General features: G+C 61.5%; 22 protein-coding genes. 8 read left to right on the plus strand and 14 right to left on the minus strand.

The features are described 5' to 3' along the window. Positions 1-626 precede the first annotated feature (626 nt). The gene (locus KUF55_RS16785; RefSeq protein ID WP_218817376.1) at positions 627-2,546 is read left to right on the plus strand and encodes a BCCT family transporter; all 1,920 of its coding nucleotides are present in this window, start codon (positions 627-629) and stop codon (positions 2,544-2,546) included. A 133-nt stretch (positions 2,547-2,679) separates the two neighbouring features. Here KUF55_RS16785 and KUF55_RS16790 read toward each other — a convergent pair whose 3' ends face one another. The 9 genes from KUF55_RS16790 to KUF55_RS16830 are packed head-to-tail and all read right to left on the minus strand — an operon-like array spanning position 2,680 to position 11,609. Beyond that, positions 2,680-3,369, minus strand: coding sequence for an SDR family NAD(P)-dependent oxidoreductase (locus KUF55_RS16790; RefSeq protein WP_218817377.1), 690 nt, complete (start codon positions 3,367-3,369; stop codon positions 2,680-2,682). Continuing rightward, positions 3,370-4,596, minus strand: coding sequence for an exo-alpha-sialidase (locus KUF55_RS16795; RefSeq protein WP_218817378.1), 1,227 nt, complete (start codon positions 4,594-4,596; stop codon positions 3,370-3,372). It lies immediately after the preceding gene. A 53-nt stretch (positions 4,597-4,649) separates the two neighbouring features. Beyond that, complete coding sequence (locus tag KUF55_RS16800) at positions 4,650-5,435, minus strand: HpcH/HpaI aldolase/citrate lyase family protein (RefSeq protein WP_218817379.1); 786 nt, start codon at positions 5,433-5,435, stop codon at positions 4,650-4,652. Positions 5,436-5,474: 39 nt separating this feature from the next. Continuing rightward, the gene (locus KUF55_RS16805; RefSeq protein ID WP_218817380.1) at positions 5,475-6,434 is read right to left on the minus strand and encodes an aldo/keto reductase; all 960 of its coding nucleotides are present in this window, start codon (positions 6,432-6,434) and stop codon (positions 5,475-5,477) included. 47 nt (positions 6,435-6,481) lie between these two features. Continuing rightward, positions 6,482-7,318 (minus strand): ATP-binding cassette domain-containing protein, encoded by an 837-nt coding sequence (locus KUF55_RS16810; RefSeq protein WP_218817381.1) that lies wholly within the window; start codon positions 7,316-7,318, stop codon positions 6,482-6,484. Then, positions 7,311-8,171: an ABC transporter ATP-binding protein gene (locus KUF55_RS16815; RefSeq protein WP_218817382.1), complete on the minus strand. Its 861-nt coding sequence runs from the start codon at positions 8,169-8,171 to the stop codon at positions 7,311-7,313. The genes KUF55_RS16810 and KUF55_RS16815 overlap by 8 nt, the downstream gene beginning before the upstream one ends. Positions 8,172-8,173: 2 nt before the next feature. Next, positions 8,174-9,103, minus strand: coding sequence for an ABC transporter permease (locus tag KUF55_RS16820; RefSeq protein ID WP_370630997.1), 930 nt, complete (start codon positions 9,101-9,103; stop codon positions 8,174-8,176). Further along, positions 9,094-10,029 (minus strand): ABC transporter permease, encoded by a 936-nt coding sequence (locus KUF55_RS16825; protein ID WP_132360343.1) that lies wholly within the window; start codon positions 10,027-10,029, stop codon positions 9,094-9,096. Before KUF55_RS16825 ends, KUF55_RS16820 begins: the two co-directional genes overlap by 10 nt. 2 nt (positions 10,030-10,031) lie before the next feature. Continuing rightward, on the minus strand, positions 10,032-11,609 hold the full coding sequence (locus KUF55_RS16830; RefSeq protein ID WP_218817384.1) for an ABC transporter substrate-binding protein: 1,578 nt from the start codon (positions 11,607-11,609) through the stop codon (positions 10,032-10,034). Positions 11,610-11,823: 214 nt separating this feature from the next. Between KUF55_RS16830 and pdxA the strand changes: the two genes are divergently transcribed. Beyond that, positions 11,824-14,097, plus strand: a complete 2,274-nt coding sequence (gene pdxA / locus KUF55_RS16835; RefSeq protein WP_218817385.1) for a 4-hydroxythreonine-4-phosphate dehydrogenase PdxA — start codon at positions 11,824-11,826, stop codon at positions 14,095-14,097. A 57-nt stretch (positions 14,098-14,154) separates the two neighbouring features. After that, positions 14,155-14,922: a DeoR/GlpR family DNA-binding transcription regulator gene (locus KUF55_RS16840; protein WP_132360347.1), complete on the plus strand. Its 768-nt coding sequence runs from the start codon at positions 14,155-14,157 to the stop codon at positions 14,920-14,922. Positions 14,923-14,940: 18 nt separating this feature from the next. On the opposite strand, the gene KUF55_RS16845 is transcribed toward KUF55_RS16840, so the two are convergent. The 5 genes from KUF55_RS16845 to KUF55_RS16865 form a co-directional block, all read right to left on the minus strand. Next, positions 14,941-16,014: an alkene reductase gene (locus KUF55_RS16845; RefSeq protein ID WP_218817386.1), complete on the minus strand. Its 1,074-nt coding sequence runs from the start codon at positions 16,012-16,014 to the stop codon at positions 14,941-14,943. Positions 16,015-16,209: 195 nt separating this feature from the next. After that, the gene (locus KUF55_RS16850) at positions 16,210-17,157 is read right to left on the minus strand and encodes an aldo/keto reductase (protein ID WP_218817387.1); all 948 of its coding nucleotides are present in this window, start codon (positions 17,155-17,157) and stop codon (positions 16,210-16,212) included. Between the two features lie 139 nt (positions 17,158-17,296). Next, positions 17,297-17,683, minus strand: a complete 387-nt coding sequence (locus KUF55_RS16855) for a VOC family protein (protein ID WP_218817388.1) — start codon at positions 17,681-17,683, stop codon at positions 17,297-17,299. Between the two features lie 41 nt (positions 17,684-17,724). Further along, on the minus strand, positions 17,725-18,867 hold the full coding sequence (locus tag KUF55_RS16860; RefSeq protein WP_218817389.1) for an alpha-D-ribose 1-methylphosphonate 5-triphosphate diphosphatase: 1,143 nt from the start codon (positions 18,865-18,867) through the stop codon (positions 17,725-17,727). Then, complete coding sequence (locus KUF55_RS16865) at positions 18,861-19,577, minus strand: GntR family transcriptional regulator (protein ID WP_218817390.1); 717 nt, start codon at positions 19,575-19,577, stop codon at positions 18,861-18,863. Before KUF55_RS16865 ends, KUF55_RS16860 begins: the two co-directional genes overlap by 7 nt. A gap of 195 nt (positions 19,578-19,772) precedes the next feature. Here KUF55_RS16865 and KUF55_RS16870 point away from each other — a divergent pair, with 195 nt between their 5' ends. The 5 genes from KUF55_RS16870 to KUF55_RS16890 are packed head-to-tail and all read left to right on the plus strand — an operon-like array spanning position 19,773 to position 24,274. Beyond that, positions 19,773-20,726 carry a phosphate/phosphite/phosphonate ABC transporter substrate-binding protein gene (locus tag KUF55_RS16870; RefSeq protein WP_218817391.1) on the plus strand — a complete coding sequence of 318 codons (954 nt, stop codon included), beginning with the start codon at positions 19,773-19,775 and terminating at the stop codon, positions 20,724-20,726. Beyond that, positions 20,723-21,565 (plus strand): phosphonate ABC transporter ATP-binding protein, encoded by an 843-nt coding sequence (phnC, locus tag KUF55_RS16875; protein ID WP_370630925.1) that lies wholly within the window; start codon positions 20,723-20,725, stop codon positions 21,563-21,565. Before KUF55_RS16870 ends, phnC begins: the two co-directional genes overlap by 4 nt. Further along, the gene (locus tag KUF55_RS16880) at positions 21,562-21,840 is read left to right on the plus strand and encodes a hypothetical protein (protein WP_218817392.1); all 279 of its coding nucleotides are present in this window, start codon (positions 21,562-21,564) and stop codon (positions 21,838-21,840) included. The genes phnC and KUF55_RS16880 overlap by 4 nt, the downstream gene beginning before the upstream one ends. Then, positions 21,837-23,225, plus strand: a complete 1,389-nt coding sequence (gene phnE / locus KUF55_RS16885; protein WP_218817393.1) for a phosphonate ABC transporter, permease protein PhnE — start codon at positions 21,837-21,839, stop codon at positions 23,223-23,225. Before KUF55_RS16880 ends, phnE begins: the two co-directional genes overlap by 4 nt. Continuing rightward, on the plus strand, positions 23,201-24,274 hold the full coding sequence (locus tag KUF55_RS16890; protein ID WP_218817394.1) for a zinc-binding dehydrogenase: 1,074 nt from the start codon (positions 23,201-23,203) through the stop codon (positions 24,272-24,274). The genes phnE and KUF55_RS16890 overlap by 25 nt, the downstream gene beginning before the upstream one ends. Positions 24,275-24,293 lie beyond the last annotated feature (19 nt).

Genomic DNA, 24,293 nt, shown 5'->3' on the forward strand with positions numbered 1-24,293 from the left:
TCGAACGTGAAGTTTGGACCGGACAGGAAGTGTCGCGATTCGGACAAACCGACGAAACTCGAAGGGAATTGACGGAGGGAAGGCGCCCGACACTCCCGGATGGACACCGCGCGCACATTTTCTGCCCCAGGCTTCGTTCCCGTGCCGTCGAAACCCCGCTGGACTTGGCGCCCACACCACCGAGCGTCCGTTGGTGGCTACACTGCCCTGTTCATGCGCTCAAGCCATTCATCAACCGGTTTTGATGCGGCGACGGCTCCCCCTAAGGAGTAGGTCCGGGCCAAGTGCCCGGGCACCAGCATCCACGGCCAACTAAACTCTGTGCACCGCGCAACCATGCGCTCTGCACGGCCGCCAGCTCGGGGCGATCGGTCTCACAGGGCGCATTGCAACAACCCCCAAATCCCCAGCTTTGACCGCTCTTTCACGCGGTCCATCCCGGTTCGACGAATCTGGGCGATAGAGCCGCAATTCACGGCCCGGCGTTGACCGGCACCTCGGTTTTCTACCCTTCGTGGATCCGGTGCTGATTGCGACACAGAACACGCCATTCACTGCACGCCCAAGGCCCCCACAACCGACTGAGCCCCGGATTCATGAGGCCCCCTGCACTAAAGTTGAATGTTATGGATTCTCCACCGTCACGTCCTAAACAAGCCACTGCAAGCATCGACGGGGCACCCGTAGCCGGGCCCCGGGAACACGGATCAACCCCCGGTCGGCCCGGTGGCCGCGTGCGAAACGCCCTGCGCCATGCCGCCAGGGAACCAGCGTTCGGCATCCACCCCGGTCTGGTTCCGGGCATCAGTGTCGAAGACACCGGAGCGAAGTTCCCCACCCGGCGCAGCGTGTTTGTCTTCGCACTGGCCCTCACGCTGGCGGTCCTCGGCTGGGCCATCCTCGCCCCGGCCAACCTCAACGAGGTCGGCACCATCATGCAAAGCTGGGTGGTCACACACTTCGGATGGCTGTTCAACGCCACCGTGGTTGCCATCGTGGTGTTCATGCTGGTGGTAGGTTTTGGCCCCACCGGCAAGATCCGCCTCGGCGCCGATGACAGCACCCCGGAGTACTCCACGCTTTCGTGGATCTCCATGCTGTTCGCCGCGGGCCTGGGCATCGGGCTGGTCTTCTACGGGCCGCTCGAACCGCTCACCCATTTCCTGTCCCCGCCTCCGTCCACTGATGCCGAGGCGGGCACCACCGCTGCGGTCCTGCCGGCCATGACCGACGCCTTCTTGCACCAGGCCACCTTCGCCTGGTGCATCTACGCCTTGGTCGGTGGCGCGCTGGCCTACGCCTCGTACCGGCGTGGGCGGCTGCCGCTGATCTCCTCTTTGTTCGAGCCGGTCTTCCCCGACGGCAACAACCGAATCTTGGGCAAGATCATCGATATCTTTGCCGTCCTGGTCACGTTGTTCGGCACCGCGACCTCGCTGGGCATCGGGGCCCTGCAGATCCGTACCGGAACTTCGATCATCACTGGCCAGGAGCTGGGCAACGGATTTGTCGTGGTGGTCATCAGCGTGCTGACCATCGTCTTCACCATCTCCGCGGTGGCAGGCATCAAGACCGGTATCCGGTTGCTGTCCAATGCCAATATGGCTCTGGTCATCGCGCTGGCCGTCTTCGCGCTGCTGGCCGGCCCGACGTTCTTCCTGCTCGACCTGCTGCCGGCCTCGCTCATCGCCTTTGTCGGCAATCTGCCGGACATGCTCACCGTCTTTGCCAGCCAGGGCTCGGCCCAACAGGATTACCTGACCAGCTGGACCACCCTGTACTGGGCCTGGTGGATCTCGTGGTCCCCGTTTGTTGGCATGTTCATCGCCAAGATTTCCAAGGGCCGCACCCTGCGCGAATTTGTCACGGTCGTGGTCTTTGTCCCCTCGGCGATCTCCATCGGATGGTTCACGGTCTTCGGCGGCAACGCGATCTGGATGAACATGAACGGCAAAGACATGGCCGTGGAGGGTGCCGGCGAGAACGTTATGTTCGACTTGCTGGGCAACCTTCCTTTCGGCAACGTCACGTCGATCATTTGCCTCTTGGCCATCGTCGTCTTCTTTGTCACCGCCGCCGACTCGGCCAGCAATGTCATGGGCTCGATGTCGCAGTCGGGCCGACCCGTGCCCTCGAAGGCGGTGACCATCACCTGGGCAGCGGCGCTCGGATTGATTGCCATGTTCCTGTTGCTGGCCGGCGGCCGAAACGCCCTCTCGGGCTTGCAGTCGATCATGGTGACCTGCGCCTTGCCGTTCGCCATCATCCTGATCGGCGTCATGGTCTCCTGGGCCAGGGACCTGCGCAACGATCCGCTGATGATTCGTCGCAGGTACGCGCAGGAGGCCATCAGGCGCGGCGTACGCATGGGCATCGATGAACACGGTGACGACTTCGTGTTCGGCACCGCCCAGGTTGCGGAACAGGATGGCGCGGGCGCGGACTTCGAGAGCGACGATCCCGCCCTCACCGACTGGTACACGGACAACGCCACACCTCAGACCGAGGAAGTTCTGCCGGATCCGCCAGCACCAGAAAAGGCCTAGCCACGGGAACGGGCCGGCAGCGGAGACGCTGCTGGCCCGTTCCGGTTCCGCGGATTGCTTCTGAGGCAGCAGAGGCCTTCAGGGAGCGCCCAGGCGATGTGCACCAGGATTGTTCGCTTGGGTGCCCTGTGTTTCAGCCCCGCAGCGACGCTCCTCCACAGACGGTGAGCACCTGGCCGGTAATCGACTTCCCCTTTTCACCAACGAGGAAACCAACCAGCGCCGCAACATCCTTCGGGTCCACCAACGCGCCCAACGGCGGTACTTGCGGTGGTACACCGGCCCGACGCGGATCGACCATCATCGGTGTATCGGTGGGGCCGGGAGCCACCACGTTGCAGGTGATTGAACGCTCCGCCAGCTCAATGGCCCAGCTACGTGATAGCCCACTGAGCGCCGACTTGGTCGCCGAATACTGGCTCTTCCCAGCCACCCCGGACATGGTGCGACTGCCGATGAGCACCACGCGGGCGCCCTTCTCCATCTTGGGTGCCAGAACATTCAGCAGCACCGCCGGTGCCTGAACATGCACGGCCAACATCCCGGCTAGGTTCCGTGCCTCCAGCTCGCCGAGTGCACCGGTCTGCATAAAGCCTGCCGCGTGGACGAATACCCGTGGAACATCTAATTCCCGGGCCAATTCTTCCAAGGTCTCCAAGTCACCGAGATCCGCTTGAACCCACTGGAAAGACGTGGAATGCGCCTCGGGAACCTCCGGTTGACGCCGGCTCAGTCCGGTGACGCGATAACCGGCGGCGAGCAATTCCAGAGCGATCGCTGCCCCAATGCCGGAGCTGACACCCGTAACAAGTGCGCTTTTCATTTACTCGGCGTCCCCTTTGTAGACCCAGGACGGGTCCACCCGGACGTACTTGATGGCCTGGCGGAAGTAGGTGTAGGCCAGGTGCAGCGCCCCATCCTCACCCTGGTGAATCGACGGGTAGGAGAACTCGCGATTTAGTCCTTCACGTGAATTGTTGGACAGGCAGTAGCCGTCGCCGACTTCCAGATTGCGCCGCACCGGCCAGCTGTGACCCTCATCCTCGGAAATGGCCACGGTGAGTGGCGCCCGCGGGGTACCCCAGAACGCTTTGCGTTCGTTGGGGTCCCGACCGATCAGGGGCTCAAAGGCCACTGGTCCGTCCACCGCCTCGTCCAGACCTTCATCATCAATCTCGTCATAGAGCGAGAGCCTGCGTTCGGTTTCTGCGGTCGCGCGGGAGTGGTTGTAAATCAGGGCTAGGCGCCCGTCATCCAACGCGGTGAATTGGATCGAGGAGTTGTTGTTTGGCAGCTCGGTGGGCACCGGCTCGGACCAGGTCACTCCGGCATCCTGCGAGCGCGACGAATAGATCGAATCCGCCCAGCGACTGCGGTACAGGGCCAACAGCCCGCCATCTTTCAGTGGTGCAAGGTTCATATGAACACACCCGATGGATCCGGGAACCAGCTGCTCCTCCCACGCCTTGCCTCCATCGACGGAAACCATCAGGGCCGAATCGTCGGCGTCCCCCACCCATTTCTCGCCGGGAACCGTGGCACAGCGGAAGACGGGAACCAGGATGCTCTCCCCCACCACTACTGGTGGCTGGCGAACAAACACCCCACCGTGCTCCGTAGCGGCAAAAAGCGTCTCGGCCTCGGACCAAGAGCGCCCATGATCGCGTGAAATCCGACGGCGCACCTCGGAGGTGTCCTGGTTACCGGCATGTTGGGCCGTGTACAAAAGCCAGAGCTCTTCCCCATAGGGGAAAAGGATCGGATTTTGTTCGGAACGGGTGGTGTCAAAGGAGAGCTGCAGTGGCTCGGACCAGTGATCTGCCCATTCGCCGTTGGCTTCCTTCTCAAGGGAGGAGAAGTAGATGCTGATATCAGCTACCCCTTCCTGGGTGCCGCCAAACCACACACAACCCAGCCGCCCATCCCCCAGCGTCATCAGGTTCGCGGCATGCGACTGCACGGTGGGCGCCGGCAGATAGGCGTAGTTCATTTCTCCGTCCTGCTGAACAAGTCCGTCGGTGGCGATGGTGGAGAATGCTGCGGAAGTCATGAACCTTTATCCTTCGAAGAATCGGTGAGGCAGGGGAATTGCGAAATTCTGGACTACTTGGCGTCGATCGTGGTGCGCGCCGATCGCAAATGCGCGGCCGCGGTAGCTTCCAAGTGCGTGAGATCCGAGGCGACGGTGGCAAAGGTATAACCCTCGTTCAATCGGCCGTGGGCCAGCTCGCCGCTGGCGTTGTGGATGCCCGCGGCGATTCCCGCAGCCTGTGCTGCGTCGGAGACGCGCACCAAGGCAGCCTCGAATTCGTCCTTGATGGCCGGGTCGCCTGGGAACGCCGCACCAATGGCCAAGGCCAAATCACTCGGGCCCACGTACAGTCCGTCCAGGCCCGGCACCGCCGCGATCTCTTCGACGTTATCCAATCCGCCCGGTGTCTCAATCATGGCGAAAACCAGAGTGGTCGCATCGGCTTCGGCCGGCACCGGTCCCACACGCAGGGCCGATCGCATGGGCCCGTAGGAACGGATCCCGTGCGGTGGGTACTTGGCATAGCGGACGGCATCGGCCGCGTCCTGGGCATTATTGACCAGCGGAACGATGATGGCCACGGCTCCGGCATCCAGGGCCTTGCCAATGGCCGTGGCATTGTTGGCTTCCACTCGGACCACACCGGCGGCCTGGGCCGAGGCGTCGATGGCCAGCAGTCCATGCAGCATGCCAGAGTACCCGATCAGTCCGTGCTGCGCATCTAGCGCCACATAGTCGTAACCTAGGCGGGCAATGCGTTCGGTAGAGACCGGTGAGTCAAGGACAACCCAGTAGCCAATGGCGGGTTCACGGGCACGGATCTTACGGGCAAATTCGGTGGCAACTGCGGAGGTCATGATGTGTTTCTCTTTCTATCGAAGCTGGTGGAACGACTATTAGCGGTTGTACGCCGGCATGGGGCCGTGCAGCGAGGCAGACGCAGCGCTCGCGGCGTCTGCGAGTTCGGGGTCAAGTGGTCCGGCGGCAATCGCAACCAGATTGGCTTGCAGCTGCTGAACCTTGGATCCGCCGAGCAAGAGCGCGTCCACCTGCCGGTGGTAAGCCAACCAGCGCAGCGAAAGCTCAATCAGGGAAATGTCAGCCTCGGCGGCAATGGCCGAGAGCTTGTCGATGGCGGCAAAAAGGTCGGCGTCCCAGTAGCGCTGGGTGTACATTTCGGCCAGACGTGAATCCCCGAAGCGCCCACCGGTGGGCCGCTGCGTGAAGGAGTGCTGACCCGTGAGCAGTCCACCGCCCAGCGGGTTGTAGACCATGGTCTCCACCCCGGTAGCTGCGGCAAAGGGCAGGTACTCGGTTTCGATCCGGCGGCCAACCAAGTTGTAAAGCTGCTGGGCGACGATCGGCTGGGGTGCACCCACTGCGTGAGCCACCTGTTGAATTTGGGCGATCTGCCACGCGGCAAAGTTTGATACACCCAGGGCCAGGATCTTGCCCTCGGTACGCAGCTTTGCTACCTCGATGAGAGTCTCTTCCAACGGCGTGCTGTAGTCCGGCTGGTGCAGGTAAAACAGGTCAAGCCTGTCGGTATTCAACCTTTTCAGCGACCCTTCCACACTGCGGCGCAACGCCGCCGGGGACAACAGAGCATCATCCCCCGCATCCGTATGCGGCATGCCTGCCTTGGAAGCCAAGAAGACTTCATCACGCTTGCCATCCAGCAGCGTGGCCAACAATTCCTCGGTCACCCCACCGACATACGCGTTAGCCGTGTCGATGTGCCGAATCCCGGCATCCAGTGCGGTCCGCAGGATCTGCGCGCTAGTGGCGGCATCGGCGGTATCGCCAAAGGTCATCGTTCCCAGGACCAGATTGGCCGTTGACGTTGTGGTGCTCATGTTCTTCTTTCGTGAGGTGGAGGTGAAATGGGGGGGCTCGAGGGTTTTTATCCGGCGAGCCCGGCGAGCAGGTGGCGCGGCTTGATTCCCTGCATACGGCTGGGATCCAGTGCCGCCCGGCGCAGCGAGCGGGTGTAGTCGGCGGATGGAGAGGAAAGTACCCGGCGGGTGGGCCCCGACTCAACCAACTCACCGCGGCGCATCACCACAATATGCTCGCTGATCTCTTGGACCACACCCAGATTGTGCGAGATGAAGAGATAAGAAATCCCCGTCTCCGCCTGAATCTCGGCCAACAGCTGCAGCACTTGGGCCTGCACCGAAACATCCAGCGCACTGGTGGCTTCGTCGCAGACCAGCAGCTCCGGCTTGGAAGCCAGTGCTCGGGCAATGCCGATGCGTTGGCGCTGGCCGCCGGAGAACTCGTTGGGCCGACGGTACAGTGCACTGGCGGGCAGACCCACCCGGTCCAACAGGCGTTTAGCCTCCTGAGTTCGCTCGGCGGCCGAAGCCAGCTTCTGGATCTTTAATGGCTCCGTAATGATCTCTTCGGCTGTTTGGCGAGGATCAAGGGAACCGTAGGGATCTTGGAAGACCATCTGGAATTTCTTGCGCAGCGGGCGCAGCTCGGATTCGGAGAGTGTCAACAGATCGGTGCCGTCCAAATGAATGGATCCGCTGGTGGGCTTGAGCAGGCGCATGATCGATTTAGCCACGGTCGATTTGCCGCAGCCCGATTCACCCACGATCGCCAGTGTTGAGCCGCGAGCCACATCAAATGACACGTCATTCACCGCGCGGTAGGGTCCGGTGCGGGTGGAGTACTCCACCACGAGGTTCTTCACCGAGAGGAACGGGGCAGCCGTGCTGGTTGTCTCAGACATGGGATTCCTCCACTGGCATCGATTCGTCCCAGTCTCCCAGACGCGGCACTGCCGCCAGGAGCTTGCGGGTATATTCTTCGGATGGTTCTTCAACCACCTGGCGGGCGTCGCCAGATTCAACAAAACGTCCGCGCTGCATCACATGGATGGTGTCGGAGACCAATCGAGCCACCCCGATATCGTGGGTGATCATCAAGATTGCGGTGCCCCGAGTTTCTTGGATTTCCAACATCAGATCCAAAATTCCGGCTTGCACCGTGACATCCAGGGCGCTGGTCGGCTCATCTGCCACCAGCAGCTCGGGTTCACTCGCCAACGCGATGGCGATCAGAACACGTTGCAGCATGCCACCGGAGAGCTGGTGTGGGAACTTCTTCAGTTGCTCTTCCACCAACGGGATGCGCACCTGACCAAGCAGTTCAGCGGCCTTGGCATGGATGGCGTCCTTGCCCCTGACCTTGCCGGTGATCTTGATGGCTTCGCGTAATTGTGAACCAATCGAGAGCACCGGACTCAAAGCTGTCATCGGATCCTGCGGGATCAGGGCCAGACCACGGCCGCGGAACTTTTTTATGGTTTGGTGATCGCTCAACACGTCCTTCCCCTTGATCCGGACCGCACCCGAGAGCACCGCCAGATCTCGTGGTAGCAGCTGTAACAGCGCCATGGCAGTAGTAGACTTGCCCGAGCCGGATTCACCGATAATGGTGACGGTTTCGCCGCGCCCGATGCTGAAACTGACGTTGTCAACCGCCTTGAAGACTCCGTTGTCGGTCATCAATTCGACGCTGAGGTTCTTGACCTCAAGCACCGCTGTATACGGCGACGCTTCGTTGTGGGTGAGGGTGCTCATGTTCAGGCTTCCTTCCGGTTCTTACGGCGGGGACGACCATCACGCAGGGCATCTCCGAGGAGGTTCACGCCGACCACCAGGGCCACGATGACCAAGCCGGGCAGGGTGACCATCCACCAGGAGGTGGTGATGTAATCCTGACCGTCGGAGATCAACCGCCCCCAGGTGGCGAAGGGACGCTGCGGTCCGGCACCCAGGAAGGAGAGCGCGCTTTCCAGCAGCACGGCCTGGGCCAACAGGAGCAGGATCACCAGGCTCGCCTGCTTGAAAACGTTGGGGATCACGTGCTTGATGAGGATGGAGATCTTATGCAGACCCAGAGTCTTGGCGGCATCCACATAGGGCTTTTCACGTTCCACCAACACCAGGGAGCGGGTCAGCCGGGCGACTTCTGGCCATTGCGCTATGGCGATGACACCGGTGATCACCGGGATGGAGGGGCCAAAGAGGGCAACGACCAGTAGAAGCATCATCAGCAGTGGCAGCGACATCTGGGCTTCCAAGACGCGAGAGATCAGCACATCTGCCCAGCGTCCGTAGAAGCCGGCGATCGATCCGAGGATCACACCAATGGCACCGGAGACCACCACGGCCAACACACCGATCATCAGCGAGGTCTGCCCGCCGAACAAAATTCGCGAGAGTAGATCTCGACCCAGCTGGTCGGTGCCGAAGAGATAACCGTCGCTCAGCGGCGGCAGGCGCCGTGCGCCCAAGTTCTGAGCGTTTGGATCGGCCAGCGGCAAGAAGTTGGCCAGCACGATCGGGAGGAAAACCAAGAGGGTCAGGATGGCACCTGCCCAGAGCTTGATTTTTGCGGAGCGTGCGCGCCTAGCCGAAGCCGAAGCCTTGAGCGCCTTCGCGGTAACCGCCGAGGGTGCGTTGGATGTTGCAGGTGCCTGAGTGATGTGCGTCGCGGTGCTCATACCGATGCCGCCTTTCCGAGTCGAACGCGGGGATCAAGCAAGGGGTAAGCCAGGTCAATAAGCAGCTGAACCGCGACGGCCAGCAGCGCGGTAATGAGCACCGTGGCCTGGATCAGCGGGTAGTCCCGGGTTTCCAAGGCTCGGACAATCAACGAACCAACGCCCGGCCAACCGAAGACGACTTCCACCACGACCACACCGTTGAGCATCGCGGCAAAGCGTGTACCCAGGGCGGTGAATACCGGGATGCCGGCGTTGCCCAGGGCGTAACGCCAGGTCAGCAAGCGTTCAGAGACGCCGCGGGAGCGGGCGATGGTGAGATAGGGAGAATTGAAGTTGTTGACCATTTCCCGGCGCACCATGCGAGAGATTAATGCGACCTGCAGAATCGCCACCGTGATGGTGGGCAGGACCAACCCACCCCAGGTGGTGAAGCCGGAAGCGGGGAAGATCGGCAGGACCACCGAAAAGGCGGTCAGTAGCATGATGCCGGTCCAGAAGTCGGGCATGGACTGCCCGGCAACTGTCAGTACATTGACTCCGACCTCGCTACCGGTGTCGGCACGGCGGGCCATCCACATGCCCAGCGGGATCGCGACCAGCGCGGCCAGCAGGATCGAGGAAGTGGCCAGGGTCAGCGTGTACGGCAGGCGTTCCATGACCACGGTCATCGCGGGAGCCTGGAAGGAATAAGAGGTGCCGAGATTGCCGGTGAAAAGCTGGCCAATGAAGATCAGGTATTGCTGGAAGATCGGGGCGTCAAGACCAAATTGTTCGCGTACCGCGGCCAACTCTTCGCTGGTGGCTAGCGGGCCGGCGAAGGCCGCAGCGGGGTCACCGGGTGCGAGGCGGATGAGCAGGAAGACCACCGAGACCGTCAAGAAGACGGTCAGCAGTCCCTGGCCCAGTCGTTTGGGGAGATAGGTGAGCATTCTCAGGCTTCCAATCCGATGTGGGACAACGGGTATGAGTTGGCCGCTGACAGGGAGAGTGTCTGGACCCGGTTGCGGCGGGCCAGGATCGATTTGGGCACAAAGGCCCAGGCGCAGGGCCAGGTGTCCCAGGCGGCCTGTTGGGCTTCCTTGAGGTACGCCTCGCGTTTGGCCTCGTCAACTTCCGCTGCGGCAAGGCCGATCTTCGCGGCAACCGCCTGATTGACGTAGCCCTGGTAGGTGTCGCGGGTCTTTTCCTTTTCCGGGGTTCCGGCATACATGCCCTGCAGCATGGTGATGGCCAATCCGGTGGGGCTGGAGAAGCCGTTTCCGAGCAAGTCCCAGTCGCCCTCTTTGCCCTGTCGCCATTGCAGGATGTTTCCGCCGGGTTCAAATTGCTGCAACTCGGTGCGCACGCCGATGTCCCCGAACATTTGAACCAACGCCTCCATGATGGCGGTATCGGAGGGGAACTCCCCGGTTTCCCAAATGATCTTGAGTTTCAGGTCGCTGACACCCAAATCTTTGAGCAGGGACTTGGCCTTGGCCGGGTCATAGACAAAGTCACCGGTCTTGGCGTGGCCAAAGAGGCTGGCGGGCGTGACGCCCTGAGCCTGTTCGACAGAATCGATCAGCACGTCATGCACCAGCGCTTGCCCGTCAATGGCAAAGGACAACGCCTCGCGGACCCGCACGTCGCTGAGCGGGTGAGAGGAAGGCTTGCGGAAATTGTAGAAGATCTGATTCATACGCAGCGAGGACGCCGTCTCGATGGTGACACCCGGCAGACCGCTGAGTTGTTCCATGGAGTTTGGGGAGATCGAATCGATAACGTCTACCTCACCGCTGCGCAGGGCGATCACGCGGGAGGATTCTTCGGGCAGGAAGCGCACATTCACGCGCTGGACGGCCGGGGCCGTTCCCCAATACGTTTCGTTGCGTAGCAACTGGTAGGTGCCAGCGCCGCGGTTGAAGGATTCAACGGTATAGGGACCTGTGCCGACACCGGTCTGCAGCTCTTCGGGTTTGTTATCCGCCGCCGGAGTGATCAGGATCAGCGCCATGAGGGCGTCAAGGATGGGGATCGGTGCCTTGGAATCGAGATAGAAGCTGCGTTCGTCCAGGGCCGTGATCCTCGGGAATTCTGGGAAGAAGCCTGCAACAAAGGAACCCTGGACCTCGCGGTACATTTGCAGGGCGGTGGAAACGTCTTTGATTTCTACCGGGCGCCCGTCGGAGTAGGTGACCCCCTTGCGCAGTGTGGCCTTCCAGCGCGTGGGGGAAAGCATCACAAAGGATTCGGCCAGCATGGGGATAGGAGTGATCTCCGGCCCGATGGCCGTCAAGCCTTCACGCACCGCGCGCTGCACCGTGACTGCCGCATCAAATTGATTCAGCTTGTTATCCAGCGAGACGAGCGAACGGTTCAGTGCCAGGGTCAGGGTGTCTTCACCGGGCAGGCCGGTGGGACCTGCGCAGGCGCTGGCGCTTAATCCGATCCCCGCGAAAAGTCCTGCCGCTCCGGCAAGTCGCAGCAATTGCCGACGCGACATGTCGTGGCCAGGGAATGATGCGGTCATGATTGACCTCTCGATTCGTCGTATTGGAGCATCGTTGACCCAACCCATTGGGGCACCTTGCTCTCCTGAGCATTTGTAACTCAGGTCACTCTGTCACGATTGCGCGTAATGCGCAATACCAATAGCGCGTTTCGCGCAACTGTGTCATGATGAAGACATCACCAAAGGCCTCAGGCTTTTTCGACCACCCACCCACAGGAGGTGAATTTCACCCATGCAGCCACCCGCTCGTCGCGCACCAGCGGCAGCAACATCCCCCGAACACCACCACGTTCTGGTCTTGGCAGATGACTTCACCGGCGCCTGCGAGGTGTCCCTCCCCTGGAAATCGCACGGATATGGCACCGCGATCGCGCTGGATGCCAGCGCAGCCCGCAGTACGCAAGTTCATATCATTGACACCAATACCCGCGGCGTTCTACCCGCGGAGGCGGCAGCCACCACGGCCGAGACTCTTGCCTCGTTCCCGCCCACGGCGTTACTGATCAAGAAGATCGATTCACTCTGGCGCGGCAACATTCCCGCCGAGCTGTTAGCCCTGAGCCAGGCGGGCTACCGTCTGGTCATTGCCGGAGCGCTGCCACACCTTGGGCGTTCGGTCAGGAATGGAGCACCGCTAATTCAGGGCGTGCCACTGGCGGCGACGGATGCGTGGAGCATCGAGATTTCGGCACCACCGGAGTTGATCGGTGATTTGCTGGTGGGTCTATCCACCCGGCACCTTCCACGGCCGGGCGCTGGCGGCCAGGAATGGGAAACATACTTGGCCGCAAGCCTCCACGAAACCCAAGCCATCGTCATTGACTGTGAAACCGAGACCGATCTGACCACGATCGCCGACGAGTGTCTCAGGCTCCTTGAATCGACGGCCACGCCGATCGCACTGGTGGGGACGGGAGCTCTGAACGCCGCAATCGCCTCCGCGTTTGCCGCCCACTTCGCCCGCGATGCCGCCGCCAGCGCCGAGCTCTCGGCAACAACAGCACCGTGGTCCGCAACAAGTGACGGGCCGCATCCACTCTTCGGAGTTGTCGGCTCCGCCTCCGGCCGCAGCGGGCAGCAACTAGCTCACGCTCGCGACGCCGGCATGGTGGTGACGGAAAATACCGCCGACCTGACCACCGAGCTGCTGGGAGGAAACGTCGGCCTGCTCGCTGCGTCCGCGACGCCCGGTGATCCCGCGGCGATTCTCACCACGCTGCGTCACAACGCTGCCCTGCTCCTGGAAAACCATCCGTCCGCGGATCTTTTCCTCACCGGCGGTGAAACCGCCAGAGCGATCCTTGATGACCAGAACATCGACACTCTGTATCCCCTGCTTCAACTCGAACCCGGTGTAGTCATTTGCCGCACCCCGGCGGGCCGACTCGTCGGCACCAAGCCCGGCACCTTCGGCAGCACCGGCATCCTGACCCAATCCCTCAACACTCTGCGCGAACTGCGCACCATCACACCCCAGGAGCACGATCCCATGACCAAAACATTGCAGGACACCCGCCCCTACATCGCCGTGACCATGGGCGACGGTGCCGGGGTTGGCCCCGAGGTGACCGTCGGAGCCTTGATCGATGAACGTGCCTACGCCACCAGCCGTCCGGTGGTCATCGGGGATGCCTATCGGCTGCGTCTGGGCGCCACTGCACTCGGCGCCACGGTGGAGATCGCGGAAATCGAGACCATCTCCGAAGCCATCTTCATCCCGGGACGCATCAATGTCATCGACCCGCATCTTTTGTCCCCCGACCTGCCCTGGGGCAAGGAATCGGCGGAGGCGGGAAATGCCGCGTACCACTACATCCGCATTGCCTGCGAGCTGGGCATGAGGGGTGAGGTGCAGGGCATCTGTACCGCACCGCTGAACAAGGCCGCCCTGCACAGCGCCGGGCACATCTACCCCGGCCACACCGAACTGCTGGCCCACTTCATGGGCATCGAGGAGGTCTCCATGATGCTCTCCACCCCCAAGGTGAAGGTCATCCACGTGACCACCCACATCGGGCTCATTGACGCCATCAACAAGATCGAACCGGGGTTGGTGGAGCGCACGGTGCGCCGTGGGCACGACGCGTTGGTCCGGGCCGGAAATGCCAACCCCAAGATCGGTGTGTGCGCCATCAATCCGCATGCCGGAGAAAACGGACTCTTTGGCTACGGCGAAGAGGAAACCAAGATCATTCCCGCGCTGGAAAAATTGCGTGCCGACGGTATAAATGCGGCAGGTCCGCTTCCTGCAGACACCGCGTTCTTCCTCGCTGGGCGCGGGGACTACGATTTGATTGTGGCGATGTATCACGATCAGGGTCACGGACCCGTGAAGGTTTTGGGCATCGAGGCCGGAGTGAATATCACCGTGGGACTACCGGTGATCCGGACCTCGGTTGACCATGGCACCGCCTTCGACATCGCCGGCACCGGCGTGGTGGAGGTTGGCAGCATGATCGAAGCGCTGACGCAGGCGGTCAATCTGGCCTCGGTTCCCGCACTCTGATTGCTTCACCGATACACTCAGCGAAGAGCAACTCAACAACATTAAAAGGAGGTCAACATGTCAACAAGTGCCAGGGTGCGCCAGGGACAGATCCTTGAGCTCGCGCACACCAGCGGTCTGGCAAGCGTCGAGGAACTCTCCGAACGCTTTGACGTGACAGCCTCAACGATCCGGCGTGACCTCACCCGCTTGACCTCCGAGGGCAAGATCGCACGCACCTACGGCGGGGCCATGGCCCTGAACGGGCAGGTGGTCGAGTCAACCTTCAGGCAGCGCAATAAGCAAAGCACCGCTGCCAAACGTGCCATCGGGCGACGGGCCCGCGCCCTAGTGAAACCGGGGCAATCAATCCTGCTCGATTCCGGTTCCACGGTCGCGGCGCTGGCCCATGAGCTGCGTGATGCCAGCGAACTTAAGCTCGCCACCACCTCACTGGTGGTGCTTGATGAACTCGCCGAGGCCGAGGAGATTCACGTTGAATGCATCGGTGGCACGTTGCGACACAGCAGCGCGGCCTTTGTGGGACCGTTGGCCGAGTACTGCCTGGAACGCATGAGCTTTGATACCGTCTTTTTGGGTGCCGACGGGGTCACCCCCGAGGCGATTTGCGAGGCGGACATGGTCCAGACGCGTTTGAAGGAAGTGATGTGTTCGCGTGCCAACACCGTGTATGTGTTGGCCGATTCTTCCAAGCTAAACCACACCCCCTTCCACGCCTGGGCCAGACTGCCCGAGGCGTGGACACTGATCACCGACGCCGCGGCGAGTGATGCTCAGCTGGAGGGTTTCCGGGCAGCGGGAGTCAAGATCATCATTGCCCGCTAGCCCGGAAAAGTCTGGGGCTTAGTTCGCCCAGAACGGGTAGTCGGTGTAACCGACGGCGCCCTCGGTGTAGAAGGTGGAGGCGTCGGGAACGTTCAGCGGCAACTCTTCCTTCCAGCGGCGCACCAGGTCGGGGTTGGCGATGGCAGGACGGCCCACCACCACGGCCTCGCCCCAGCCGTTGGAGGCAACGGCAACCGCCTCGTCCAACGTGGTGATGCTCTGGAAACCGGTGTTCAACAGGACCGGACCATTAAACTTCGAGCGCAGATCCTGGACGAGTTCCCCGGCAGGATCGGCATGCAGGATGCTCAGTGCGGCCAGACCCAGAGGTGCAATCCCATCGATGAGAGCACCGTACGTGGCGGCAGCATCCGCGGTATCGGTTTCCAGCGCACTCTGGATGTTGTGCTGCGGGGAAATACGCAGGCCAGTTTTTCCTGCGCCGATAGCCTCAGCCACAGCGGTGACCACCTCGATGACCAGGCGGGCCCGGTTTTCCGGGGATCCGCCATATCCGTCCGTGCGGGTGTTGGAGCTGGGGGACAGGAATTCGTGCAGCAGGTAGCCGTTGGCGCCGTGCAGTTCAACACCGTCAAACCCTGCGGCGATCGCGTTGCGAGATCCTTGCACAAACTCTTCAATAATGCCCGGCAGTTCCGCCTCGGTGAGTGCGTGTGGAACCGGGTAGTCGTACTTCCCGGTGTAGGTGCGCGTAACACCGTCCACCGCGATGGCACTGGGCGCCACAACAACGTCTTGTCCGGTGGTCTCGGGGTGAGTAACCCGGCCGGCGTGCATTACCTGGGCAACAATGAGACCGCCCTCGGCATGGACGGCGTCGGTGACGCGCTTCCATCCGGCGATCTGTTCCTCGGTGACAAGTCCCGGCTGGCGGACAAAACCCTGACCGACCGCACTGGGGTAAACACCTTCGCTCACAATCAGTCCCATGGAGGCCCGCTGGCGGTAGTACTCAACCACGTCGTCATTGGGCACACCGTCTATGCGGGAGCGCGAGCGAGTCAGTGGGGCCATGATGACGCGGTTGGAAAGCTGAAGATCGCCGAGGGTGAGTGGGGAAAACAGGTCCATGGTGGAACATACTCCTGGGGGTTGGGGAGAGGTGTCTTAGTTGGCCCAACCGCGCCTCCGACTCAGGTATTCCCCGCGGGGCACCCAAGGTGAGGCGGAACACTGTGCCCCTTGTTCGCTCACTCACAGAGCTCCGTGGCCAGCTAGTATTCGTTCCCAGGGGGTTGAACACCGACTGGCCACCGAATCTCGGTACTAGCTGACCTGTACCGGCTCCGAGGCGGCATCCAAGATCTCCAGCTGCTCACCGGAGAGTTCAAGGGTGGCCGAGGCCATGAGCGCCGGCAACTGATCCACAGAACTGGCGCTGGCGATCGGGGCCACGATGCTCTCGCGGCTGCGCAACCAGGCCAGTGCCACGGTGGCGGGTTCCACCTTCAGCTCCGCCGCGACCGAAACCAGGGTGTCCACGACACTCAGTCCATGCTCGTTGAGGTAGCGGCCGGCCATGCCAGCGCGCGCCTTGCCCTCAAAATCGGCTTCAGAACGGTACTTGCCGGTCAAGAATCCACTGGCCAGTGAGAAGTACGGCAGCACCGCCAGCTGATGGCGTGCCGAAACCTCGGCCAACTCGTTTTCAAATTCCGCACGGGCCACCAGGTTGTACTGCGGCTGTAGTGCCACCGGGGTGACAAAACCTTGCTCGTTGGCAACCGCAAACCATTCATCAATCTGCTCGGCCGAGAAGTTGGAGAGCCCAATGTGTCGGATCTTTCCCGCGCGCACTAGGGCGTCAAAGGCTGCAGCGCTTTCGGCGATCGGGGTGTTGTCATCGGGTTGGTGGGCGTAGTACAGATCAATGTAATCGGTACCCAAGCGCTGCAGTGAGGCATCTGCCGCGGCAGCGATGTTGGTCGCCGAGAGCCCGGGAAATTCTGGGTGCTGCGATACCTTGGTGGCCACTATGAGGCGTTCGCGCTGCCCCTTGGCCAGCCAGGATCCAATGATGGCCTCGGATTCGCCACCCGAATTCCCCGGTGCCCACACCGAATAGACATCGGCGGTATCCACAAAGTTGCCGCCGGCCTGAACAAAGGCATCCAACACTTGGTGAGAGGTGGCTTCGTCGGAGGTCCACCCGAAGGTATTACCTCCGAGGTTGAGTGGAAAGACATCGAGGTTTGAGGTTCCGAGGATACTCACGCGCACTCCTTGTTGATGATGATCGATTCGTGCTGCGGCAAGGTGGTGCCGCCACGAGTGCCAACCTCACTGCTTCACGCCCTATTCCATGATGTCGAGAAATGACGTCGCTACTGTCCGGCGAGCGCAGGCCGTCTTCTCAGCGTTGCTGGTCCAACGGCGGGTGTTCGGCGATGCAGAAGAGGTTGCCTTCCGGATCAGCCAAAGTTGTCCACTGAACATGAGCTACCTCCTCAAGGACATCCCATTTGTGGGTGGCGCCCAGTGAGATCAGGCGTTCAACTTCGGCGGCCCGGGAACCCCAGGGCACGGTGAGGTCCCAGTGGGCCACCTGGCGTTTGGCGCGCGGTTCGCTTTCGGGCTGGAAAAACATCCCGAAGCCGTCGGGACCATTCGGCGGAAGGTAGTAGCTATCGCCGCCTGCTGCGGGTTCCGCGCCGGTGACCTGTGCCCAGAAGGCAACGAGGTCTGCCGGGTTCCGGGCTTCGAGGTTGATGGCACCGAGGGTGATGTGGCTTTGTGTCATGCGTGCAAGGCTACAGCGCACCGACAGCATCTAAGCTCCGTCTAGCGTGCAGTGGTCAGGGTTTGGAGCACGCGTGGGCGCGACAAGGTATCCGAGCAGAGAACCAAATCCGCACGGTAGCCCGGAGCCAAGATCCCTCGATCATTGAGTCCCGCGGCGACCGCCGGGTTTTTGGTGATCATGTTGATGGCCTCGGACAGTGTGGCATAACCCAGCCGTGCGAGCTCAAAAGCCGCGGACAGCAGACTCGAGGGCAGGTAATCAGAGGCCAAGATGTTCAGCACTCCCGCTTGAGCGAGTTCCAAGGCCGAGACGTTGCCCGAATGTGATCCTCCGAGCAGTACATTGGGCGCCCCTGCCACGGTGGATATTCCTTTCAGGTGGGCCTGCTGGGCCGCCTCCAATGTGGTGGGGAATTCGGCGATCACGGCATGGCGGGCGATGAGCTCATCAATCTCTTGTGGTGTCACCGGATCGTGGCCCATGAGGCGGATGGTTCCAGATGCTGCCAATTCGGCAAGCCAGCCCAACGTTTTTTGCTTAAAGGTGAGCTGCTGGTCGCGTTCAGCAATCAATCGGTCCACATGTTCGGCGGCTTGTGTGGGATCCATGTGCTGGGCTTCGCGCAGCCATCGCTCCATCACCGCGCGGTCGCGATATTGTCCCTGGCCGGGGGTGTGGTCCTCATAGGAAACCAGGGGAACCTCTGCCCCACCCAGATGATCGCGCAACATGTGAACCCCGTCGGGACAGCGCACATCGAGGCGATGCAACACCCGGTGGTCCATCCGTGGTTCTTCATAATGACTGATGGCGTGATGAACATCGGGCGCCTGGGGTGAACCGATGGGGATCCCCACGGCCGACTTGGTCTGGAACGACACCGCATGAAAAGCGGTGGTGACCCCCGCCGCCATGAGATTTCCCTCGGCCGCTTGCATGGCTAGGTCCACTGGCATGCAGGCACCGGGACGCGGCCGATATTCACGCGCCAACGCGTCACTGTGCAGATCAACGATGCCCGGTATACAGAGTTTCCCACCACCGTCGATATCTGCGCCGAGGCCAGCTCGGTGCGGACGGATCTCCTGAATCAGACCATCAACAACGCTGATCATCTGCTCTTCAAGCATCCGCTCATCCTTGAGCATCCGAACATGGCCCAGGGTGTAGGTGGCTACCATTTTCCGACCTCCGTCACGACATCAAAGACGTCCGGGCGCAGATAACTTTCCACGTATTCGAGTTTCTGCCCGGTCTCGGAGCAGGATACGAGTCCACGCAGCAGAATCTGCGGCGGTCGACCGCGCAAGCGCAGCACCTCTGCGATGTGGGCAGGTGGGGATGCCAGCCGACTCTGGCTCCATTGCCGCACCGGGGTATAGCCATAGTGCCGACGCAGCACCGCATCCAGAGAGTCATCGGGTGCGATGACTGCGGCCAGGCGAGGCACCCGTGCCGAGGGCAATACCGAGGTTGCGGTGCTCACCGCTGCCCCATCAATGAAGCGAACACGTTCCAGCACCGTCACCTGAGCGTTGGCGGGCAGCCCCAGAATTTCTCGCTCGCTGGCATTGGCCGGGCGAGTTACAGGTTTGGCGTTTTCGGTGCGCGGATCACCACCGGACGCTCGAACCGTCGCGGTGAAGGAGGGGGCAATATCTGGACCAATTCTGTATTCATAGCGACGCGTGCGGAATGTTCCACTGCCCTTGACGCGCCGAATCAACCACCGGCGTTCCAGCTCTTCTAAAGCAGCCCTAATGGTTTGGCGATTGACCCCAAAGAGGGCGCCAAGTTCATGTTCCGACGGTAGCGGGCGCTGCAGCGGGAGATCCGCATACTGCTCCAAAATCTGTTGGGACAGCTTAAGGTAGGTGGCTTCTGCTTGCATCTTCCGATCCTAACTCAGTTTCCCAAAAATTCCTTATGAATACTGGGAACAAACCTTAGATGAACAATCAACAAACGACCATAATCTGTCTAGACAAATTCGCTTCATGCCGGTCATGCTGAATAGGAACGAGCGTCCCGAAGCCCGACTTCGAAGCGCCACCAAACCACTCGCAACGCAGACAGGCACTCCCCCATGAAACGTAAAACACTCGCCTTCACCGCTGCCATCGCAGCAGCAGCCGTCCTCACTGCCTGTGCCCCGGCCGAAGCCGAAACCACTGCTGCGGGTTTCCCCGCCGAAATTGTCATTGGTGCCATTCCCAACGAAAACTCCTCGGACCTCACCGGCACCTACGAACCGCTAATCAAGATGCTCGAAGCCGAAACCGGTTCCAAGGTCAAGCTGCAGCAAGCCAGCGACTATGCGGGCATTGTGGAAGGCATGATCGCCGACCGTGTTGATATCGCCTTCCTCGGCCCCTTCTCCTACGTCATCGCCACCACCAATCAGGCAGACATCAAGCCACTCGGCGCCCTAGCAGGAGAAAAGGGCGAGCCCTCCGGCTACCACGCACTGGGAATCACCCAGGGTAAGAACACCGCGGTGAACAGCATCAAGGACTTCGCCGGCAAGGACACCTGCTTTGTTGACCCGGGTTCCACCTCCGGCTTCCTCTACCCCTCGGCGGGCCTGATCGAGGCCGGCGTGGTCACCAGCGGCAAGGAATCTGATATCAGCGCTGGCCTAAAGCCGATCTACGCCGGTGGACATGACGCGTCGGCTCTCTCGGTCAAGAACGGTGACTGTGAGGTTGGTTTCGCGATGCAGTCCATGGTGGAGCAGACGCTGCCGGCCAAGGGTGAAGTGGCAGAGGGTGAGCTGAAATCGGTATGGACCTCGGAACTGATTCCGGGCTCGGTCTTCGCGGTACGTAACTCACTCGGTGAAGACGCCACCAACAAGCTCACCACCCTGTTCAGTGAACAGGCCAACGCCGACTACTTCGAATCCCAGGGCTACTGCTCGGGTGAAGATTGCTTGATCACCGGCGAACACGCGTGGGGCGTGGTGCCAGCGACGGATGCCGACTACGACGGTATCCGTAGCGTCTGCGCCTCCACCAAGTCCGAGAAGTGTGAATTATGAGCCTGATCCAAATCACCAATACTGAAACTGACGCTGACATCGACTCTCACCACAGCATGAATCTCCAAGCTGACATCGCCATCGAGGCTAAGTCGCTGCGCAAAAGCTTCGGTTCCACCCACGCGCTGAAGGGCGTTGACCTGAAGGTGATCCAGGGCGAAATGACCGTCCTGCTGGGACTCTCCGGTTCTGGCAAGTCCACCCTGCTGCGTTGCCTCAATGGCTTGCACCCGCTCACCAGCGGTGAAGTTACGGTCCTGGGCGAAGGCGTGCATCGGGCCAAGCCCCGGAAGCTGCGCGCCTTGCGCTCACGCGTGGGCTTCATCTTCCAACACTTTAATCTGGTGAACCGGCTGACCTGCCTAGAAAACGTGTTGATTGGTGCCGCGGGCAGGATCCGCGGACCCCGCTACGGACTCCTCAGCTATACCGAGGCCCAGCGCCGTGAAGCTCTGGGACATCTAGAACGCGTGGGACTCGGAGATTTGGCCTTCCAGCGGGCAGATTCACTCTCCGGCGGACAGCAGCAACGCGTGGCCATCGCCCGCGCCCTCATGCAGAAGCCCGAGCTGATTCTCGCCGATGAGCCGGTCGCTTCCCTCGACCCGCAGAACGCAGCCAACGTCATGGATCTGCTCTTCCAAGTCTGTCGGGAAGACGGAATCACCGTGGTGTGCACGTTGCATCAGGTGGATCTTGCCCTGCAATGGGCGAACCGCATTGTCGGCCTGCGCAACGGTGAAAAGGTCTTGGATGAGGCCACCACTAACCTGAGCAAGGAACGGGTGCTTGAGGTCTATCGGCAGCTGGACCCCGATGCCGAAATCACCACCTCATGATGCTCACCAAGGACCGCCAGGCACCCACCACAAGCGTCTGCTCACCGCGCACCCCGGTTTCCCTCATCCCACGGCCCACCCGCGAAAAGGTGACGCTCTGGATCATCCTTGCCGCACTGATTCCGCTGACCCTGGCCAGCGCCGAACACATCGAATTTGATCTGCGAGCGCTTGGCGGCGGGTTCGGGGACGTGGCCAACCTTGTGGCGCGCATGCTCCCACCGGAAGTCAACGACCCACCCGAGTCTTTGAACTACTGCTTGAAACACTCATGATGGCACTGCTGGGAACCGTTCTTGCCACCATCATCTCGGTTCCGTTGGCCTTTCTGGCCGCGGCAAATACCACCCCACATCCGCTGGTACACCGCGGCGCCCGCATGCTCATCACCATGTGCCGCGCTGTTCCCGACCTGGTCTTCGCGGTGCTCTTCGTCCGTGCCTTGGGCATTGGAGTCCTGCCCGGCATTCTGGCTCTTGGCCTACACTCGGTGGGCATGATGGCCAAGCTTTTTGCCGACGCCATCGAGCAAAGCGAGGCAGGTCCGCGCGAAGCAGTCCGTGCCACCGGTGCCGGTCGCATGGGCGAACTGATCATGGGAGTACTTCCCCAGGTCATCCCCGCCTGGCTGGGAACCTTCATTTATCGCATCGACATCAACCTGCGGACCTCGGTGGTGCTCGGCTTCGTGGGAGCCGGGGGCATTGGTTTTGCCCTGCAGGATTCCCTACGCGGGCTGATGTATGAAAGCGCCATGGGGATCGTGCTGATCATCCTGGTGGCCATCGCCGCCATGGAGGTTGCTTCCATTGGATTGCGTCGCACCCTGCTCAATCCCAGCAGCTCTGGCCCGACACCCGGAATCCCGGATGTTTCCTCCGCCCTGCTGCCACCATGGAGCGGGGACAGACGAACACGCGCCATCGCCGGTTTCCTACTCCTCGGCGCCGTCATCTATTCCCTGATTCATCTACGGATCAACCCGTTGGTGCCGATCACCAGCTTTGGTGAGTTGGCAGGCGTCTTTGGTCGACTCTTCCCGCCCTCCATAACCGGTGCCGAGGAACTCTTACTTCCGGCGGTGGTGGAGACCCTGGCCATTGGCTTGGTAGCCACCGTTATCGGAGCACTGCTTGCCATCCCCGTGGGCATCCTGGCGGCATCCAACATCTCGCCGGCACGGCCCGTTTTTGCCGCGGCACGGATGCTGATTCTGGTGGTTCGAGCCATCCCCGAGCTCATCCTTGCCGTGGTCTTTGTTGCAGCGATCGGGCTGGGCCCCATGGCCGGTGCCATGGCTCTGGCCGTGGGAACCATTGGCTTTTTGGGCAAGCTGGTGGCCGATTCCATCGAGGAAATCCCCGTGGGCCCGCTCGAAGCGGTGCGGGCAGTGGGCGGCAGCTGGTGGGACCAATTGTGTAATGCGGTCATCCCGCAGGCACTGCCGCAATTGATTGGTCACTGGATGTACATGCTGGACGTGAACATCCGTACCTCCACGGTGCTGGGTGTGGTGGGCGCCGGCGGCATCGGATTCCTGCTGATGGAATCCATACGAACGCTGAACTTTAATCTGGCGGGAACCATCATCCTGCTCATCTTTGCCATCGTCTTTATGATCGAAAGGATCTCCGCATGGATACGCAAACACGTCGCCTGAGTCTGAGCGCCGAGTTGTGGAACGGCGGATCTGACTTCGACACGCGCACCCTTCGACTACCCGAACCGGGTGCCGGGGAGGCCATCGCCGCCATCGATTTGGCGACGGTGTGCGGATCCGATATCCACACCGTGTCCGGACGTAGGTCCGGCCCCTTCCCCTCTATCCTGGGGCATGAGGCCGTGGGACGTCTTCAGGACATCGGTCCCGGAACCCTGACGGATTTCACCGGAACGGCACTGAACACCGGCGACCGTGTCATTTGGAGCGTGACGGTGGTCTGCGGAAGGTGCGATCGCTGTCTCGCCGGCCGTAGCGCCAAATGTCGGTCCCTGCTCAAGACCGGACACGAACCACTGAATGGGCCCTGGGGCATCTCCGGCGGGTATGCCTCACATATCCATCTGCCCCGGGGCATCACTCTGGTCTCGGTTCCCGATTCCATCTCCGATGCAGTGGCCGCCCCCGCTGCCTGTGCCACTGCCACGGTCATGGCCGTATTTGAAGCCGCCGGCGACGTTGCGGGAAAACGCGTGTTGGTCAGCGGCGCTGGGATGCTGGGCATCGTTGCCTGCGCCGTGGCCGCCTATCGCGGAGCCGCGGCGGTAGAGGTCAGAGATTTGAACCCGGAACGTTTGGCGCTGGCCCGCGAGTTCGGGGCCACGGCCGCCACGGTGGCCGGCGGCCAGAACGCGGCCGAGAGCTTCGATATTGCCGTGGAGCTCTCCGGTGCACAGCCAGCCGTGGTTGCTGCCTTTGAGTCTCTGGACATCGGCGGGTCACTGATCCTTGCCGGATCGGTATCACCGGGACCCGCCATGGCTCTGGATCCCGAACGTATGGTCCGCTCGTTGCTGAGTATCACCGGTGTGCACAACTATGAGCCCAGGCATCTGCAAGCAGCCGTGGACTTCCTCGCCGCCACGAACCTCACCCACGACTGGGCATCCTTGGTGGCGGCACCGAAGCCGGCGGCCGAGCTCGGCACGCTGATGCTTCCACCGACCGGGCGCATCCTGCGAAACTCCGTCACCTTTAACCAGTCGTAACGACGTAACTCACCTTTTT

It is taken from the genome of Paeniglutamicibacter sp. Y32M11 (assembly GCF_019285735.1).
In the GTDB taxonomy this organism is placed as follows: domain Bacteria; phylum Actinomycetota; class Actinomycetes; order Actinomycetales; family Micrococcaceae; genus Paeniglutamicibacter.

Bases quoted from the DNA above. Each gene is read 5' to 3' on its own strand.
- KUF55_RS16865 (WP_218817390.1), bottom strand. From the start codon at position 19,577: ATGCAAGCAGAAGCCACCTACCTTAAGCTGTCCCAACAGATTTTGGAG.
- phnE (WP_218817393.1), top strand. From the start codon at position 21,837: ATGATGGCACTGCTGGGAACCGTTCTTGCCACCATCATCTCGGTTCCG.
- KUF55_RS16860 (WP_218817389.1), bottom strand. From the start codon at position 18,867: ATGGTAGCCACCTACACCCTGGGCCATGTTCGGATGCTCAAGGATGAG.
- KUF55_RS16870 (WP_218817391.1), top strand. From the start codon at position 19,773: ATGAAACGTAAAACACTCGCCTTCACCGCTGCCATCGCAGCAGCAGCC.
- KUF55_RS16845 (WP_218817386.1), bottom strand. From the start codon at position 16,014: ATGGACCTGTTTTCCCCACTCACCCTCGGCGATCTTCAGCTTTCCAAC.
- KUF55_RS16825 (WP_132360343.1), bottom strand. From the start codon at position 10,029: ATGCTCACCTATCTCCCCAAACGACTGGGCCAGGGACTGCTGACCGTC.
- KUF55_RS16790 (WP_218817377.1), bottom strand. From the start codon at position 3,369: ATGAAAAGCGCACTTGTTACGGGTGTCAGCTCCGGCATTGGGGCAGCG.
- KUF55_RS16815 (WP_218817382.1), bottom strand. From the start codon at position 8,171: ATGAGCACCCTCACCCACAACGAAGCGTCGCCGTATACAGCGGTGCTT.
- KUF55_RS16830 (WP_218817384.1), bottom strand. From the start codon at position 11,609: ATGACCGCATCATTCCCTGGCCACGACATGTCGCGTCGGCAATTGCTG.
- KUF55_RS16795 (WP_218817378.1), bottom strand. From the start codon at position 4,596: ATGACTTCCGCAGCATTCTCCACCATCGCCACCGACGGACTTGTTCAG.
- KUF55_RS16785 (WP_218817376.1), top strand. From the start codon at position 627: ATGGATTCTCCACCGTCACGTCCTAAACAAGCCACTGCAAGCATCGAC.
- KUF55_RS16880 (WP_218817392.1), top strand. From the start codon at position 21,562: ATGATGCTCACCAAGGACCGCCAGGCACCCACCACAAGCGTCTGCTCA.
- KUF55_RS16805 (WP_218817380.1), bottom strand. From the start codon at position 6,434: ATGAGCACCACAACGTCAACGGCCAATCTGGTCCTGGGAACGATGACC.
- KUF55_RS16890 (WP_218817394.1), top strand. From the start codon at position 23,201: ATGGATACGCAAACACGTCGCCTGAGTCTGAGCGCCGAGTTGTGGAAC.
- KUF55_RS16855 (WP_218817388.1), bottom strand. From the start codon at position 17,683: ATGACACAAAGCCACATCACCCTCGGTGCCATCAACCTCGAAGCCCGG.
- phnC (WP_370630925.1), top strand. From the start codon at position 20,723: ATGAGCCTGATCCAAATCACCAATACTGAAACTGACGCTGACATCGAC.
- pdxA (WP_218817385.1), top strand. From the start codon at position 11,824: ATGCAGCCACCCGCTCGTCGCGCACCAGCGGCAGCAACATCCCCCGAA.
- KUF55_RS16800 (WP_218817379.1), bottom strand. From the start codon at position 5,435: ATGACCTCCGCAGTTGCCACCGAATTTGCCCGTAAGATCCGTGCCCGT.
- KUF55_RS16840 (WP_132360347.1), top strand. From the start codon at position 14,155: ATGTCAACAAGTGCCAGGGTGCGCCAGGGACAGATCCTTGAGCTCGCG.
- KUF55_RS16810 (WP_218817381.1), bottom strand. From the start codon at position 7,318: ATGTCTGAGACAACCAGCACGGCTGCCCCGTTCCTCTCGGTGAAGAAC.